Below are 16,679 nucleotides of genomic sequence, written 5' to 3'. Positions count from 1 at the left end.
GAGCGTGAAATCAGCGATTGGACTGGTCGTCTTGTTGGCGGCCGGGGTGCATGGCGTCGCCCATGCTCAGGACGACGACGGCAAGCCGCATCCGAAGTGGGATGACGGCACGAACATCATCACCCTGCCGAAATGGGACATCTCGGGGAAGTCGATCGGCTACATCAAGTACACGTCGGTTGATCAGGGGCTGATCCGGAACGTGCCGCCACTCGGCGGTGACGCTGGCTCTCCGCTCAAGAGCAACAAGGAGAAGCCGGCGGGAGCGAATGGTGGCACGGACGATCCGTGCACCACGCCGCAGACCACCAACCCGGTGATGATCGCCACCGGCGAAAAGTTCAAGGTCGAGCAGGACATCGTCGCCAACGGGTCCTACGGACTGGGCTTGAGCCGCACCTATCGCAGCTTCTCCAGCACGCCGGGCATGTTCGGTCCGAAGTGGACATCGAGCTACGACTACGCGCCGCTGACGCCGCTGGGCGCCTGCAACACGAATTCCGACTACCCGGGCAAGTGCGTCCCGAGTTCGATCCGCTTCACTCGGCCCGATGGCGCGAGCTACACGTTCACGCCCGATCCGACCAACAACATGGTCTATCACGTGAGCGGCTCGTCGGCGATGGGCAAGCTCACGATCGTGCCGCGTGATTGGTCGTTCGTCATCAATATGGATGGCGTCAGCTATTTCTACAACAACACCTACACGATCCGCAGCATCACCACCCGCGGCAGCTCGCCACTGGTGACCTACACCTACCCGTTCGCGGGCTCGACCTCGCCGTCGCGCATCGCCAATGCCGCCGGGCATTACATCGACTTCACCTACAACGCTGCCAGCGCGGTCACTCAGGCCAAAGACCAGGACGGCAACATCTGGACCTACGGCTACGACGCGCAGGGCATGTTGGCGACGGTCACCGCGCCGAGCGGCGCACCGGACGTCCGGACCTACTTCTACGAAGCCGGCGCGATCGATGCCAAGCTGCTGACCGGCATCGCCATCAACGGCGTGCGGTACAGCACCTACGGCTACTACGCGGACAAGCGCGTGCAGTTCAGCGGGTTGACCGGCGACGAGGAACGCGACAGCTTCAGCTACGGCACCAACACCACGACGCTCACCGACGCGCGCGGGCAGGCCACGATCTACACCTTCGCGTCGCTGCAGGGCGGGAAGAAGCTGACCTCGGTCTCGCGCCAGCCGACCTCGTCGTGCCCGGCCGCTTCCGCGACTACGGTCTACGACGCCAACGGCTGGACGGACTACACGCTCGACTGGAACGGGAACAAGGACGACTACAGCTACGACGCCGCCGGCAAGCTGCTGCAGCTCACGACGGCGATCGGCACCAGTTCGGCGAGCACGCAGGTCAACACCTGGAACGGCGACCTGCTCGCGAGCTCGCTCTTCAAGGACGCGAACGGCGCGTCGCTGTACCGGGTCGACTACACCTACTTCACGACGGGCAATGCGCTGAACAACGTGCAGACGATCGTGACCACGGACCTCGTCAACGGCGGCACGCGAACGACGACCTTCGGCTACACGTACGCCGCGTCCGCGGTGCTGACGAGCAAGACGGTGACGCAGACCCTGCCGGGCGGCAGCGCCACGACCACTTGGCTCTTCGACGCCGCGGGCAACCTCACGTCGGTCACCGATCCGGTGGGGCGGCAGTGGAGCTACTCGGGCTACAACGGACGCGGGCTTCCGTCCCACGTCGTCGATGCCAACGGGGTCGCGACCGACCTCGTCTACGACGCCAAGAGCAACGTCAGCACGTCCACGACGACCATCAACGGCGTCGCCCGCACGACGACCTACGCCTACAACGCCGATCGGCTGATGACGGATGCCAGCTATCCGGACGGCTCGGCGCAGCGGTGGCGGTACACGGCCTCGATGCGCCTTTCCGACGTCGGCAACGTGCGCGGCGAATACGTGCACACGGCAGTGGCGGTGCCGCCGTTGTCGAGCTCGACGAGCTCCGCGCGCAACACGCCGGCGTCCAGCGGCGGGACACCAGTGGTCGGCGGAACGGGGAGCTTCGCCACGGCGGCGCAGTACGACAGTCTTGGGCGCACGCTCACGACGCTCTGGAGCGACGGCGTCAACGCGCGGCAGACCTTCAGCTACGACAACAACGGCAACCTGCTGACGAGCACGAGCTCGGGGCACACGACGTCCATGGCGTACGACGCCGTAGACCGTGTCACGCGCATCACGGCGCCGGATTCGGGGATCACCCAATTGGGCTACGACCCGGCCGGCAACCTGCAGACCGTGCAGGATCCGCGCGGGTTGACGACGCGCTACGGCTACAACGGGCTGGGCCAGCGCGTGTCGTTGACCAGCCCGGACACGGGCGTGACGAGCTATGCCTACGACAGCGCGGGACGACTCGCCAGCGAGTCGCGTGCCAACGGTCAGGTCTGGACCTACGGCTGGGATGCGATCGGCCGCATGACGAGTCGGTCGTCGGGCGGGCAGGTCGAATCGTTCACCTACGACGGCGGCGCCAACGGCAAGGGCCATCTGACGCAGATGAACGACCTGTCCGGCCAGACGAGCTTCGCCTACAACGCGGATGGCCAGCTCGCCACGCAGACCGTGACGATCGCGGGTCAGACCTACTCGACGTCCTACAGCTATGACAACGCCGGTCGCGTTACCGGCATGACGTATCCGACGGGCGTGAGCGTGAGCTACCAGTACGACGCCTACGGACGGCTCAGCGCAGTGCTGGGGACGCCGACGGTGCCGTGGTCGACGGTGGCGAGCAACTTCCTCTATCAACCGGCGACGGACCGCCCCTATGCCTGGCGATTCGGGAACGGTCTGCCGCGCATGGAGACGTGGGACGCCGATGGGTTGCTGCAGCGCCTGGAGAGCCCGGGGGTGCACAACCTCGGCTACGGCCATCTCGGAGAGAACATCTCGCAGATCACCGACTCGGTGTATTCGGCGCAGACGAGCGCGTTCGGCTACGACGCCAATGATCGGCTGACGTCGGTCGGCAAGTCCGGCGACGACCAGACCATCGCGGTGGACAACGTCGATAACAGGACCCTGCTGATTCGGGCGGGTGCGTCGACCAGCTACGGCCTGGCCTCAGACAGCAATCGCCTGATGAGCGTGGGCGGCGCTAACTGGCGGAATTTCTCGTACGACGCGGTGGGCAACCTCTCCAGCGAGTCGCGTTGGGATGGGAGCCGCGGCTACGGCTATGACGCGTTCAACCGTCTCAACAGCGCGACGATCAGTGGCGTGACGATCGGGCAGTACCTGAACAACGGCATGAACCAGCGCGTCATGAAGACCAGCGCGGCGGGGCAGACGCGCTACTTCTACGGACCCGGCGGCGAGCTGCTCGCCGAGATCGGACCGCAGACGACGATCTACCTCTGGGCGGCAGGCGAGCTGCTGGGGATCTCGCGCGACGGCCAGTTCTACGCGAGTCACAACGATCACCTCGGCCGGCCGGAAGTGCTGACCGGATCGTCAGGCAACGTGGTCTGGCGGGCCAACAACGCGGCTTTTGATCGCAGCGTCGTCGTCGATGCCATCGGCGGGATGAATATCGGCTTCCCAGGGCAGTACTACGACGCGGAGACGGGGCTGTGGCAGAACTGGAACCGGTATTACGATGCGGCGGTGGGGCGGTACATTCAATCTGACCCCATCGGGCTACAGGGTGGCATCAACACCTACGCATATGCGGGGGGAATTCGCTCAGCTCGGTTGATCCGTTTGGACTAAATTACGCCGATTCGTGGGCGATTGGTGGCGCATTCGTTGGCGGTGGGCTTACAGCGGCTGGCTCCGTGGTAGTAGATGCCGCGACTGGAGGATTGAATATTCTCGCAACTCCGGCGGAAATTGGTGCAGGTGCCGCGGTTGGTGGAGGTATTGGCTTTGTGCTGGGTTCGGCCGCCGATTGGCTTGATTCGGTGACGTTTTCAAAAGGTGGTAGGCAAAATATTCGCGATAATGGACTCGTCGGCGTGTCCGATGACGAAATCGAACGGCGCCTTAAAGACCCAAATACTCCAGCCGCAGAAAAGGAACGATTGAAGAAGGAGCAGAAGGCGAGGGGTACGCGGAACCGGCGCAAAGATGGGCGAAAGAAGTGTTAACAGGATCGGAGGATTGATATGTGGTTCTGTGCTCACGCAATCATGTACTTCAAATTAATAGACGCCGCTCAAGAGTCATTTTTGATCCATGAGAATGTCTATCTTGTCGAAGCGAAAGGCACGGATGAGGCGGATTTGATTGCTCGGAAAATCGGCCAGTCGAGTGAAGATCCTAATGAGGATGGACATCTGGAACTGAATGAACAAAAGGCCGCCTATCTATTTGCAGGAATTCGCAAGATAATCGAGGTGGAAATTAGTTCGGAGACGATCTCTGCGATAAATCTCAGCGGGCGGGAAGTCACATATTCCGTATATGAGGTTGATACATTTGAAGATGTCTGTTCTCTGGCGAATGGTGATATGGTAGATGTCTTGTATCGAGAATAGGTATTAAGGTTGGTGTGCCTGTGCGGGTGTTAAATCGATCGGCCGCATGAAAAGATTATTCGTCGGAATTCTGAAGCTTGTCATCGCTGGCTCCGGGCCAGTTCTCATCTGGCATGGCATCAGTCTCTTTGAGAAGTACTTCGCTGCCTGGAAGGAAGATCCTGTTGGACTCCATACCGTGATTGCAAACAATCATGGCGTCTACAGATACATCACCGAAGCGCAAAACGACGAAATCCGCTTCTTTCTAAAAGCCGGAGCCGCCCTCGCGCTTGTGATGTTCGCAATGATCTTTCTAGAGCTCAAGAAGAACGGGAAACTGCGCGGCTGGCGCTCATAGAGTGCGCAACGGCAGGATGGCGCGCTGTTCGACAGGCGTGTTCAAGCGAGAGGCGAAAGATGTTCTTCTTCGGCGGCGGTGGCTACAAGAAGCCGGGGTATAGATTGCCCATCTGGATCAAGGTCCTCATGCTCCTGACCTTCATCCTTGGCTTCGTCGTCATTTGGTTGAAGTCCGGGCGTTGATTCGATGCTGGACGGCTTCCACCGCATCCAGCACCGCCTCCGGCGTCGCCGGCGCGCGCAGCGGCGGATCGCAGCGCTCGGGCCCGCAGGCCGCGACCGCGTCCTTGATCGCGAGCAGCACCGAGAACGGCAGCAGCAGCGGCGGCTCGCCGACCGCCTTCGAGCGGTGGATGCTGTCCGCCGCGTTCGGCGCGTCGTAGAGCGCGACGCGGAAGTCCTGCGGCATGTCGTTGGCCGTCGGGATCTTGTAGGTGCTCGGCGCGTGCGTCAGCAGCAGCCCCGACTGCGGATGCCACACGAGCTCCTCGCTCGTGAGCCAGCCCTGGCCCTGCACGAACGCGCCTTCGACCTGGCCGATGTCCAGCGCCGGGTTCAGCGACCGGCCGACGTCGTGCAGCACGTCGGCCCGCAGCACGCGGGTCTCGCCGGTCAGCGTGTCGATCAGGACCTCGGCCACCGCCGCGCCGAAGGCGAAGTAGTAGAACGGCCGACCCTGCAGCTTCGCGCGGTCCCAGTGCAGGCCCGGCGTCGCGTAGAAGCCGTCGCTCCACAGCTGGATGCGCTCCAGGTAGGCCTTGGCGACAAGCTCCTTGAAGCCGATCGCCTTCGGGCCGTCGAGGCCCTCGCGATGCCCGTCGCCGTTGCCGTCGGCGCGTCCGTCGACGCGCACCTCGCCGCCGTCGAAGACGAGCGCTTCCTCGTCGCAGCCGAGCAGCCGCGCCGCCAGCGGCAGCAGGCGCTGCTTGATCTTGCGCGCCGCATCCTGTGCCGCCTTGCCGTTGAGGTCCGAGCCAGTCGACGCCGCCGTCGCCGAGGTGTTGGCGACCTTGCTCGTGTCGGTGGCGCTCGCGCGCACTTGCGACGCGGGCACGCCCAGCTCGTGCGCCACCACCTGCGCGACCTTGGTGTTGAGCCCCTGGCCCATCTCCGTGCCGCCGTGGTTCACCAGCACCGAGCCGTCCGTGTAGACATGCACCAGCGCGCCCGCCTGGTTCAGGTGGACGACGTTGAACGAGATGCCGAACTTCACCGGCGTCAGCGCCAGGCCGCGCTTGAGCACGGGATTGGCGGCGTTGAAGGCGGTGATCTCCGCGCGTCGCGCGTGGTAGCCGGAGGTCTCGATCAGGTGATCCGTCAGCGGCTGGATCTGGTTGTCCTCGACGCGCTGCCCGTAGGGCGTGACGTCCTGACCGTCGCGATAGAAGTTGCGCTGCCGCACCGTGAGCGGATCGAGGCCGAGGCGCCGCGCGACGCCGTCGAGGATCATCTCGATCGCCAGCGCGCCCTGCGGGCCGCCGAAGCCGCGGAAGGCCGTGTTGCTCTGCGTGTTCGTCTTCGCGGCGTAGCCGTGCATGGCGACGTTCGGCAGCCAGTAGGCGTTGTCGAAGTGGCACAGCGCGCGCGCCATCACCGGGCCCGAGAGGTCCGCGCTGTGACCGCAGTTGGAGATCAGGTCGATCTCCGCGGCGAGGATGCGGCCCTCGTCGTCGAAGCCGACCGACCAGCGATAGTCGAAGCCGTGACGGCGGCCGGTGACGAGGAAGTCGTCGTCGCGATCGACGCGCAGCTTGACCGGCCGGCGCAGCTTGTGCGCCGCGATCGCGGCGACGCAGGCGAAGAGCGCCGACTGCGATTCCTTGCCGCCGAAGCCGCCGCCCATGCGCCGGCACTGCACGGTGACCTGGTGTGCCTGCCAGCCCATTGCGTGGGAGACCAACTGCTGCATCTCCGACGGATGCTGCGTCGAGCAGTGGATCAGCAGCGCCTGGTTCTCCTGCGGCAGCGCGTAGCTGATCTGGCCTTCCAGGTAGAACTGCTCCTGGCCGCCGACGGCCCATTCGCCGTCGAGTCGGTGGGGCGCGGCAGCCAGCGCCGTCTGTGCGTCGCCGCGTGCCAGGTGCATCGGCGGAATGACGTATTGGCCGATGGCATGGGCCTCGCACGCGGTCAGCACCGCCGGCAGCGGTGTGCTGACGACGGCCTGCTTCGCCATCGCGGCGGCGCGGCGCGCGAGCTCGCGGTCGGTGGCGATCACCGCGTAGACCGGCTGGCCGACGTAGCGCAGCTCGCCATCGGCGAGGATCGGATCGTCGTGGAGCAGGGGGCCGCAGTTGTTCTCGGCGGGGATGTCGGCGGCGGTCAGCACGGCGACGACGCCCGGCTGGCGGCGCAGCAGCTCGACATCGATGGAGACGAGCGTCCCGTGCGCCACCGGCGACAGCCCCAGCGCCGCGTGCAAGGTGCCCTGCGCTTCGGCGATGTCGTCGATGTAGGTGGCTTCGCCGCTGACGTGCAGGTGAGCCGCCTCGTGCGCGCGGCTGATGCCGACTTGCGGCTGCAGGGCTGGTGCCGGTGCGTCGACGTCGAAGCCGACCGGCAGTTCCGAAGGCTTGTTCATGCGACGCTCCGCTGCAGGTTGACGGCCTGCCAGACGCTGGCCGACTCGGCCGCGACGGGCGCGTTGGCGCGGGTCTCCAGCCAGAACCGCCGGATCAGGTTCGCGGCGGTGCGCTCGCGGTAGCTCGCGCTCGCGCGCAGGTCGGTCATCGGTTTGAAGTCCTCGCGCAGCGCCGCGGCCGCGTCGCTTGAGGCGGCCTCGTCCCAGGCGCGGCCGGTCACGGCGGCCTCGGCCTTCGCCGCGCGCTTGACGATCGCGGCCATGCCGCCGAACACGAAGCGGGCATCGCGCACGACGCCGTCCTCGAGCCGCAGGCTGAGCACCGCGCAGACGGCGGAGATGTCGCTGTCGTAGCGCTTGGCGAGCTTGTAGCCGCGCAGCCGCGTGCCGGGCGGCGGGGTGGGGACCTCGAGCGCTTCGACGAACTCGCCGGGCTCGAGGGCGTTCTTCATGTAGTCGAGATAGAAGGCCTCGAGCGGCAGCGAGCGCCGCGCCGCGCCGCGGCGCAGCACGATGCGCGCGCCCAGCGCGATCAAGGCCGGCGCGCCGTCCCCGATCGGCGAGCCGTTGGCGATGTTGCCGCCCAGCGTGCCGGCGTGCCGCACCGGCGGCGACGCGAAGCGCAGCCACAGCTCGCGCAGGGCGGGCACGCGCGCGGTCAGCGCGGACCAGGCGTCTTCCAGCGGAACCGCCGCACCGATGCGCAGCGTGGTGCTCTCCTGCACCGTGACCGTGTCGATACGCCGGAGTTCTTCGACACGACCCGTGAGGATCACGTCGCCGAGCTCGCGCTGCTGCTTGTTGACCCACAGGCCGACGTCGGTCGCGCCGGCGACGAGCCGCGCCTGCGGCATCGATTCGCGCAGCGCGGCGAACTCATCGATCGAGCGCGGCGCGAAGACACGCTGCGGCGGACCGGCGCGCGAGGGCGCCTCGTAATGGAGCGGCGGATCCTCGGCCAGCGCGCGCAGCGCTTCGACGATCGGCGCGCGATCGATCGTGCGCGCCGGCGCATCGAACATGCGCTCGCCCGCGTCCAGGATCGGCCGGTAGCCGGTGCAACGGCACAGGTTGCCCGACAGGTCGTCGGCGAGCGTCTGACGCCCGGGCCGCGTGCCGCAGGCCTGGTGCCGCTCATAGACCGCCTGCATCGTCATCGCGAAGCCGGGCGTGCAGAACCCGCATTGCGAGCCGTGGCAGTCGACCAGCGCCTGCTGGACCGGGTTCAGGTCGGCGCTGTCGCCGAGGTCCTCGACCGTCAGCAGCGCCTTGCCATCGAGCATCGGCAGGAACTGGATGCAGGCGTTGACGTTGCGCAGCTCGACGGCCTTTCCGTCCGCATCCAGCTCGCCGACCAGCACCGTGCAGGCGCCGCAGTCGCCTTCGGCGCAGCCTTCCTTGGTGCCGGCGCAGCGGGCGTGCTCGCGCAGGTACTGCAGCACCGTGGTGGTCGGCGGCAGCCCGGTGACGGACTGAAGCTGGCCCTGGTGGAAGAAGCGGATCGGGCGGGGATCGGTCATGGACGGGAAGAGGGCTGATGCGCTGGAAAGGGCGCTGGCTGGCAAGCAAGAAGCGGGCGAGGTTCGCAGCAGGCGAGGCCGGATGCAATTAACCGGAACGGTACTCCTCCGACGTCGCTATGGTTATACGATGGGTCTTATGACATCTATACGCCATCGGCCATGTCGGAAGCGCTGAACTTCGACAAGATCGACCTTCTTCTGGTGCGGGTCCTGCATACCTTGATTTCCGAGCGCAGTGTGTCCAGGGCCGCCATGCGGCTCGGCAGCACGCAGCCCGCCTTGAGCGCGCAGCTGCGGCGTCTGCGCACCCTGACGGGCGATCCGCTGCTGGTGCGCAGCGGCGCCGGCATGACGCCGACCGCGACCGCGCTGGAGCTCCTCGCGCCCGCGGAGCGCCTGCTGCGCGAGGCCGACGAGCTGTTCGGCGCGCGGCTGCGCAAGACCGGCTTCGATCCCGCGACCGCCGAGCTGCGCCTGCGCGTCGCGGCCAGCGACTACCTCGACCCGCTGTTCCTGCCGATGCTGGTGGCGCACCTGCAGCGCCTCGCGCCGGGCGTGCAGCTCGACCTGCAGCCGCTGAACGCCGATTTCGACTACCGGACCTCGCTCGCCCGCGGCGAGGTGGACCTGGTGATCGGCAACTGGCTGGAGCCGCCCGGCGAGCTCCACATGGGCCGGCTGCTGGTGGACGAGGTCGTCTGCCTGGTCAGCAACGATCATCCCGCCGCCCGGATGGCACCGCGTGCCTGGACGCAGGAGCGCTACCTCGACTGCCAGCACCTGGCGCCGATGCCGCTGAGCCGCGGCCAGCCGGGCGTGATCGAGCAGCACCTGGCCTCGCACGGCCTGGAGCGCCGCATCGCGGTGCGCTGCGCTCATTTCGGACAACTGCCGCAGATGGTGGCGCGCAGCTTGCTGGTGCTGACCACCGGCCGGCTGTTCTGCAACCGCTACCTGGACCAGTTGCCGGTGACGGTGTTGCGCTGCCCGGTGGCGTTCCCGCCGATGACGTACTACCAGCTGTGGCATGACGTCAGCCACAACAGCGCACCCCTGCGCTGGCTGCGCGAGCAGGTGCGCGAAGTCGCGCGCGAGCTCGTGAAGTGATGTTCCTGAATCCCTTTCCTCTGAACGCATGACGACCGACCGATCCGCCGCTCCCGCACGCCTGGCCCTGAAGGGCGACCTGCTGGACTTCACCGCCGCACCGCAGTGGGCGCGCGTGGACGACCCCGCCGTGCGCTTCCGTCCGGATCACTGGCTGCTGATCGAGGACGGTCGCATCGTCGGCGCGCAGCCCGAGGACCCGGGCGAGGGCTGGGTCCGCCATGACCACAGCGGCCGGCTGATCCTGCCGGGCTTCGTGGACACGCACGTGCACAGCCCGCAGCTGGACGTGATCGCGTCCTACGGCACGGAGCTGCTGGACTGGCTCAACACCTACACATTCCCTGCGGAGCAGCGCTACATGGACCCCGAGGTCGCGCACGTGGGCGCGGGCCGGTTCCTCGACGCGCTGCTGGCGCACGGCACGACCTCGGCTGTGGTTTATCCGACGGTGCACAAGGTCTCGGCCGATGCACTGTTCGATGCCGCCGCCGAGCGCGGCATGCGCCTCATCACCGGCAAGGTGCTGATGGACCGCAACGCGCCGGAGGCGCTGCGCGACGATGTCGTGCAGGCCGAGCGCGACTGTCTCGACCTGATCGCGAAGCACCACCGGCGCGAACGCCTGTCCTATGCCGTGACGGTGCGCTTCGCGCCGACGAGCACGCCGGAGCAACTCGCGATGGCCGGCGCGTTGTGCCGCGCCGATGCCAGCCTCTACATGCAGACCCACGTGGCCGAGAACCGCGGCGAGGTCGAGTGGGTCGCCAAGCTCTTCCCCGAGGCGCGCAGCTACCTCGACGTCTACGACCGCGTCGGCCTGTTGCATCCGCGCGCGGTGCTGGCGCACGGCATCTGGCTGGACGACGAGGACCGCCGCGTGATCGCGCGCACGGGCGCGCACATCGCGCACTGCCCGTCGTCCAACCTCTTCCTGGGCAGCGGGCTGTTCGACTGGCCCGGCGCGCTCGCCGCCGGCGTGCGCGTGAGCGCGGCCAGCGACGTGGGCGGCGGGACCTCGCTCTCGGCGCAGCGCACGCTGGCGGACGGCTACAAGGTGCAGGCGCTCAACGGCCAGCGCCTGACCGCCTGGGCGGGGCTGCATGCCGCGACGCTCGGGGCCGCCGAGGCGCTGGGGCTGTCGGACGAACTGGGCCACTTCGGCGCGAAGACCCTGGCCGACGTCTGCATCTGGGACTGGGCCGCCGGCCCGGTCGCGGAGGCCCGCATGGCGCTGGCGCGCGATCCGCATGAGCGCGCCTTCGCCTGGATGACGCTGTCGGACGACCGCAACCTGGTGGCGAGCTACGTCGCGGGCGTGCCGCGCTATCGCCGGCCCTGAGAAGGCCGCGGCCCGCCGTTCGTCGCGCCTGCATGCGTCCTGTCGCGGCAGCGCGCAGCGCGTGGATCCCGGGATAGTCAAATCCTGACCCTGATGCCTACAGTCGGGGGTTCCCGGGACGTCCCCGGGACCGATCAGGAGAGGAGATCCCCGATGACGAAGTTGTCCCCGATGGGCGCGCCGCGTGTGGCGCTGACGGCGCTGTGCCTGGCGCTGGGCGCGATGGCGGCGATGCCGGCGCAGGCCGCGACGGAGAAGGTCGCGAAGACCCCCGCGACCGCCGCCACCGCCAAGGCTCAAGCCAGGCCCTCGCAGCCGCGACCGGCCAAGCCCTACACGATCGAGCAGTTCATGGCGACGACGTCCGTCCGCGGCGCGTCGTTCTCGCAGGACGAGCGCCGCATCCTGTTCAGCAGCAATGCGACCGGGATCTTCAACGTCTACAGCCAGTCCGTCGACGGCGGCGAGCCGGTGGCGCTGACCCAGTCCACGACGGAGAGCCACTACGCGGTCAGCTATTTCCGCAACGACGACCGCGTGCTGTTCACGCGCGACCAGGGCGGCAACGAGAACAACCACCTGATCGTGCGCGAGCTCGATGGCAGCGAGCGCGACCTGACCCCCGGCGACAAGGTCAAGGCCGGTTTCTCCGGCTGGAGCCGCGACGGCGACGCCTTCTTCGTCACGACCAACGAGCGCGACGCGCGCTACATCGACGTCTACCGCTACGACGCCAAGACCTACGCGCGCACGTTGATCTACCAGAACAACGACGGCAACGCGGTGTTCGACGTCAGCGGCGACGGCCGCTGGGTGGCGCTGGGCAAGACCAACACGACGGCGGATTCGGACGTCTACCTGTACGACACGCAGTCGAAGGAGACCAAGCACCTGACGCCGCACCAGGGCGTGGCCTCGTTCAGCACGACGGACTTCGATCCGGAGTCGAAGACGCTGCTGATCCTGTCCAACGAGGGCTCCGAGTTCCAGCGCCTGATCGCCTACGACCTGGCCTCGGGCCAGAAGCGCGACCTGGAGAAGGCGGACTGGGACATCGTCTACAGCAGCTACTCGCGCGACGGCCGCTACCGCGTGACCGGCGTCAACGCCGATGCCAGCCTGGAACTGCGCATCGTGCAGACCGCCGACGGCAAGCCGGTCGTGCTGCCCAAGCTGCCCGGCGGCGAGCTGCGCGGCGTGACCTTCTCGAAGAGCAGCCAGCGCATGGCGTTCTACCTGAACGGCGACCGCTCGCCGAGCAATCTCTACGTCTACGACTTCGGCACGAAGCAGGTCAAGCAGCTGACGCGCACGCTGTCCAAGGACATCGATCCGGAGGAACTCGTCGAGGGCCGCATCGTGCGCTTCCGCTCCTTCGACGGGATGGTCATCCCCTCGGTCTACTACGAGCCGAAGGAGGCGTCGCCGACCCACAAGGTGCCGGCCGTCGTGATGGTGCACGGCGGCCCGGGCGGACAGACCACGCGCGGCTACTCGGCGATGGTGCAGTACCTGGTCAACCACGGCTATGCGGTGCTGGGCATCAACAACCGCGGCAGCTCCGGCTACGGCAAGACCTTCTTCACCGCGGACGACGGCAAGCACGGCCGCGAGCCGCTGTGGGACTGCATCGAGGCCAAGACCTACCTTGCCGGCACAGGGCTCATCGATCCCGAGCGCATCGGCATCATGGGCGGCAGCTACGGCGGCTACATGACGCTGGCGGCGATGGCCTTCCGGCCGGAGGCCTTCAAGGTCGGCATCGACATCTTCGGCGTGTCCAACTGGCTGCGCACGCTGGAGTCGATCCCGCCGTACTGGGAAAGCTTCCGCAAGGCGCTGTACCTGGAGATCGGCGATCCGGTGAAGGACAAGGATTTCCTGGTCGCGACCTCGCCGCTGTTCCATGCCAAGGAGATCCGCAAGCCGCTGCTGGTGATCCAGGGCAAGAACGACCCGCGCGTCATCAAGCCGGAAAGCGATGAGATCGTCGATGCGGTGAAGAAGAACGGCGTGCCGGTCGAGTACGTGGTCTTCGACGACGAGGGCCACGGGTTCTCCAAGAAGAAGAACCAGATCGAGGCCAACCAGAAGATGCTCGAGTTCCTCGACAAGTACCTGAAGCCCGGCTTGAAGAATTAAAACCGTGTGAAGTTGCACGGTTTACAGGCTGTTGCCGGGCTTCGCCCCGGCATAGGCAGGATGCCCCCAGCAGCAGAAAGCGCCCGGCCAAGTGCCGGGCCTTTTTGTCCAGACAGAGAAAGAAGCGCCCGGTCCAGGACGCCCGAGCAGGCCACAAGCTTGCGGGGCTCGTCGGGCTTCTACACGATGGGGGATCAGATCATGCGATTCGAAGGCACGTTGGACAGCTGGTATGCCGAGCGCGGTCACGGGATGCTCAAGCCGGCGCAGGGCGGTGATGCCCTGTTCGTGCATGTGTCGGCCTTTCCGATGGACGGCCAGACACCCCAGGAAGGCGAGCGCCTGAGCTTCGAGGTTGTGTCCAGAAGTGACGGCAGCAAACAGGCGGTGCGGCTGCAGCGCCTGCAGGAATTCAAGCTGCCATCGCAGTTGCGCCCCGCCCGCATGGCCTCGCGGCCGCCGCGTCCGATCGCCCGCCGTCGCACCTCGCCGCTGACATGGACGGTCCTGGCCCTGCTGGTGCTGGGCGTCGGCGCCACCGTGTGGGCACCCGCCAGCCATGCAATCGGCGGCAAGTTCCTGAGCCAGGCGCAAGACCTGACCCAAGGCCAGGCCCGCCGCTGACAAGTTGACTCCTTGGGGCTGGCACCTGCAGCCCCGTCGCCCTCGCGGAGGCCCTCTCGCTCCGCATTTTTCAGGCTGCCCCCGCGGGCAGCCTTTTTTGCGTCCTCAGACCTTCAGTTCGAGGCGCACCGTCCACACGGTGAAGCTGCGGCCGGTGCTCTCGCTGGTGACGATGCGGCCCGGCGTTGTGGCGATGCTGCCGTTGCCGTAGGTCAAGGGGACGAGGTTGCTGGCGGCCACGCGCATGGCCACGGTGGGCGAGAAGGTCCACATCGCAGAGAGGTCGATGACGCGCTTCTTGTCGATGTCGTTGAGCACCTGGTCGCTCTGCTGCAGCAGCGTCGTGGGCGTGTAGTTCAGCGAGGCGCCCAGCGTCAGCGGTACCGAGCGCAGCCGGTAGTCGGCACCCAGGTTGGCCGTGTAGCGCGGCTGCTGGTCCAGCTTGTTGTTGGGACCGGGGATGCCGTCCACGGCCGAATGGAACAGCGAGAGGTTGCTGCGCACGTTGACCGGGAGTGCGTCGGTCAGGTACTCGTCGAGACGGAACTTGGCCTCGAGCTCGACGCCGTAGGTCTTGGCGTTGCCGATGTTGCGCGGGCGGATGACCCAGCGCTGCTCGGTGGCGTAGGGCACCGTCTCGAGTTGCGCCTGGCTGCGGATCAGGTCGGTGATGCGGCGGTAGAAGACATTGGCGCTGAGCAGGCCGCCCTTCGAAAGGTATTTCTCGTAACCGATCTCGACACCGGTGGCCATCTCCGGCTTCAGGTCGGGGTTGCCGAAGCGGTCCGGGTAGTTGATCAGGTTGGGACCGCAGAGCACGTCCGGCGGCTGGCACGTGAACTGGTTGTTGATGCTGAGCCGGCCGATGACGTCGTTCAGGTTGGGCGCCTTGTAGCTGCGCGTGAGGCTGGCGCGGATCTGCTCGCGGCTCTTCTCGTCGATCTTGTAGACGCCGTGCAGCAGCGGCGTGAGGACGCTGGAGGTGTTCTTCACCGGCCCCTGGTTGTTGGTGCTGTCGGTCTGGATGCCTTCCCAGCGCAGGCCGGCATAGAAGCCCCACTGCTTGCCGACGCTCCACTCGTCCTGCCCGTAGACGGCCAGGCGGCGCGTGGAGGCGCTGACGTTCTCGCCGAAGTCGGCGAGGAAGGCGCAGTTGTTGCCGCTCATGGTCTGCCCGAAGACCTCGTAGCAGCCGCGCGTCTGGGTGCGCTCGGTGCCTTCGCCTTCCACGCCGGCGACGAGGCTGTGCTCGTTGTCCATCTGGTGCGTGAGCTTGAGGTTGACGCTCCACTGCGTGTCGCGGCTCCTGGTCGTGTCGTCCTGCGTGCGATAGAAGACGCCGGGCGTGGCGTCGAGGTCTTCCTCGCGATGGGCGCTGCTGTTCATCGTCATGCGCCCGGCGCCGAGGCGCGTTTCCATGCGGGTGCGCTCGTCGATGCGCTTGTTCCACTGCAGGTTCAGACGCGCCATGGCGGAGCGGCTGGTGCTGTCGTTCGTGGCGGTGTCGTACTTGATGCGTTCGAAGGCGTTCTCGTCGGGCACGGCGGACTGGGTCTGCCGGGAGCTGCTGCCGCCGCTGCCGCGGTTGACCATCACGAAGGGCTGCAGGGCGATGGTGTCGCCGCCGTCCAGGCGCAGCTGCAGGCGGCCGGTCATGTTGAGCGACTTGCGCTCGTCGGCGGTCTGGCCGCGGGTCTGCAGCAGGGTCTGGCTCTGAGGCGCGCCGGTGGTCGGGTCGAAGCGCTGCGTGAACGACTGCGAGTCGATGTCGTCCAGCCGCTTGTGCTGCATCGCGTTGACGGTGAAGTTGTAGGCGTCGCCGTTGTCGCCGATCTTGTCGTTGCGGGTCCAGTTGAAGTTCGAGGTGACGTGGTCGCGCTCGAAGGTGGTGGCGAGGCGGACCTCGTTGAGCCGCCGCTGGATGGCTTCGCGCAGGACGACGTTGATGGTGCCGGCGATGGCGCGCGCGCCGAATTCGGCGGTGGGGGCGCGCATGACCTCGATGCGTTCGATCTGTTCGGGCGGGAGCTCGTCGAGCGAGAAGCCCGGCGGCATGCGTTCGCCGTTGACGAGGATCTGGGTGTAGCCGCCGCCCATGCCGCGCATGCGGACCTCGCCGCCGCGGCCGGGGCGGCCGCCGGTGGTGACGCCGGGCAGGCGCTTCAGCACCTCGCCGATGGTGGCGTCGCCGTAGCGTTCGATCTCCTCGCGGCCGATGATGATCTTCGAGGCGGTGGAGGCGCGACGCTGGTCGTCGTCGCGCGAGGTGCCCTGGACCTCGACGCGGTCGAGCTGCGTGGGGTTGTCGGCTTGCCTGGGGGCGGACGGCGGCGCCGCGGGGCGCGAGCGCTCAGGGACGGGCGCGGGTGCTTTCGCGGGCGGGGTGGTGGGCGGGGTGGCCTGGGACCAGGCGGAGGAACTCAGGCCCAGCATCAAGGCGAAGGAGAGCGGATGCAGGGCAGGTCGGCGGGTGCTTGTCATCGGAAGC

At 67.0% G+C, this 16,679-nt stretch carries 11 protein-coding genes; 8 read left to right on the top strand and 3 right to left on the bottom strand.

Annotated elements, in window-relative coordinates; all coding sequences use genetic code 11:
* Positions 1-4 precede the first annotated feature (4 nt).
* The 4 genes from AC1VNM_RS15625 to AC1VNM_RS15610 all read left to right on the top strand — a co-directional run bounded on the left by AC1VNM_RS15625 (position 5) and on the right by AC1VNM_RS15610 (position 4,870).
* Positions 5-3,763, top strand: a complete 3,759-nt coding sequence (locus AC1VNM_RS15625) for an RHS repeat-associated core domain-containing protein (protein WP_483107506.1) — start codon at positions 5-7, stop codon at positions 3,761-3,763.
* A 92-nt stretch (positions 3,764-3,855) separates the two neighbouring features.
* Complete coding sequence (locus AC1VNM_RS15620; protein ID WP_483107505.1) at positions 3,856-4,140, top strand: hypothetical protein; 285 nt, start codon at positions 3,856-3,858, stop codon at positions 4,138-4,140.
* 42 nt (positions 4,141-4,182) lie between these two features.
* Complete coding sequence (locus AC1VNM_RS15615; RefSeq protein WP_483107504.1) at positions 4,183-4,530, top strand: hypothetical protein; 348 nt, start codon at positions 4,183-4,185, stop codon at positions 4,528-4,530.
* A 46-nt stretch (positions 4,531-4,576) separates the two neighbouring features.
* Positions 4,577-4,870, top strand: coding sequence for a hypothetical protein (locus tag AC1VNM_RS15610; protein ID WP_377161146.1), 294 nt, complete (start codon positions 4,577-4,579; stop codon positions 4,868-4,870).
* 159 nt (positions 4,871-5,029) lie between these two features.
* Here the strand turns inward: AC1VNM_RS15610 and xdhB are convergent, their stop codons facing one another.
* Both xdhB and xdhA read right to left on the bottom strand, forming a co-directional pair.
* Positions 5,030-7,453: a xanthine dehydrogenase molybdopterin binding subunit gene (xdhB, locus tag AC1VNM_RS15605; protein WP_483107503.1), complete on the bottom strand. Its 2,424-nt coding sequence runs from the start codon at positions 7,451-7,453 to the stop codon at positions 5,030-5,032.
* A complete protein-coding gene (gene xdhA, locus AC1VNM_RS15600) occupies positions 7,450-8,973 on the bottom strand; it encodes a xanthine dehydrogenase small subunit (protein WP_483107502.1) in 1,524 nt (507 codons plus the stop codon). Before xdhA ends, xdhB begins: the two co-directional genes overlap by 4 nt.
* A 162-nt stretch (positions 8,974-9,135) precedes the next feature.
* Between xdhA and AC1VNM_RS15595 the strand changes: the two genes are divergently transcribed.
* The 4 genes from AC1VNM_RS15595 to AC1VNM_RS15580 all read left to right on the top strand — a co-directional run bounded on the left by AC1VNM_RS15595 (position 9,136) and on the right by AC1VNM_RS15580 (position 14,191).
* A complete protein-coding gene (locus AC1VNM_RS15595; RefSeq protein WP_483107501.1) occupies positions 9,136-10,083 on the top strand; it encodes a LysR family transcriptional regulator in 948 nt (315 codons plus the stop codon).
* 28 nt (positions 10,084-10,111) lie between these two features.
* Positions 10,112-11,425: a guanine deaminase gene (guaD, locus tag AC1VNM_RS15590; protein WP_483107500.1), complete on the top strand. Its 1,314-nt coding sequence runs from the start codon at positions 10,112-10,114 to the stop codon at positions 11,423-11,425.
* A gap of 153 nt (positions 11,426-11,578) precedes the next feature.
* Positions 11,579-13,567: a S9 family peptidase gene (locus tag AC1VNM_RS15585; protein WP_483107499.1), complete on the top strand. Its 1,989-nt coding sequence runs from the start codon at positions 11,579-11,581 to the stop codon at positions 13,565-13,567.
* Positions 13,568-13,768: 201 nt separating this feature from the next.
* Positions 13,769-14,191, top strand: a complete 423-nt coding sequence (locus AC1VNM_RS15580) for a cold-shock protein (RefSeq protein ID WP_377161158.1) — start codon at positions 13,769-13,771, stop codon at positions 14,189-14,191.
* Positions 14,192-14,296: 105 nt separating this feature from the next.
* Here the strand turns inward: AC1VNM_RS15580 and AC1VNM_RS15575 are convergent, their stop codons facing one another.
* Positions 14,297-16,672, bottom strand: coding sequence for a TonB-dependent receptor plug domain-containing protein (locus tag AC1VNM_RS15575; RefSeq protein ID WP_483107498.1), 2,376 nt, complete (start codon positions 16,670-16,672; stop codon positions 14,297-14,299).
* Positions 16,673-16,679: the final 7 nt, after the last annotated feature.

This window comes from Mitsuaria sp. MSU3D, from assembly GCF_056867975.1.
The sequence above is the reverse complement of the archived record's forward strand: the minus strand, read 5'-3'. Positions and strand labels throughout refer to the sequence as shown.

Bases quoted from the DNA above. Each gene is read 5' to 3' on its own strand.
- AC1VNM_RS15595 (WP_483107501.1), top strand. From the start codon at position 9,136: ATGTCGGAAGCGCTGAACTTCGACAAGATCGACCTTCTTCTGGTGCGG.
- AC1VNM_RS15575 (WP_483107498.1), bottom strand. From the start codon at position 16,672: ATGACAAGCACCCGCCGACCTGCCCTGCATCCGCTCTCCTTCGCCTTG.
- AC1VNM_RS15585 (WP_483107499.1), top strand. From the start codon at position 11,579: ATGACGAAGTTGTCCCCGATGGGCGCGCCGCGTGTGGCGCTGACGGCG.
- xdhA (WP_483107502.1), bottom strand. From the start codon at position 8,973: ATGACCGATCCCCGCCCGATCCGCTTCTTCCACCAGGGCCAGCTTCAG.
- AC1VNM_RS15610 (WP_377161146.1), top strand. From the start codon at position 4,577: ATGAAAAGATTATTCGTCGGAATTCTGAAGCTTGTCATCGCTGGCTCC.
- xdhB (WP_483107503.1), bottom strand. From the start codon at position 7,453: ATGAACAAGCCTTCGGAACTGCCGGTCGGCTTCGACGTCGACGCACCG.
- AC1VNM_RS15580 (WP_377161158.1), top strand. From the start codon at position 13,769: ATGCGATTCGAAGGCACGTTGGACAGCTGGTATGCCGAGCGCGGTCAC.
- guaD (WP_483107500.1), top strand. From the start codon at position 10,112: ATGACGACCGACCGATCCGCCGCTCCCGCACGCCTGGCCCTGAAGGGC.
- AC1VNM_RS15615 (WP_483107504.1), top strand. From the start codon at position 4,183: ATGTACTTCAAATTAATAGACGCCGCTCAAGAGTCATTTTTGATCCAT.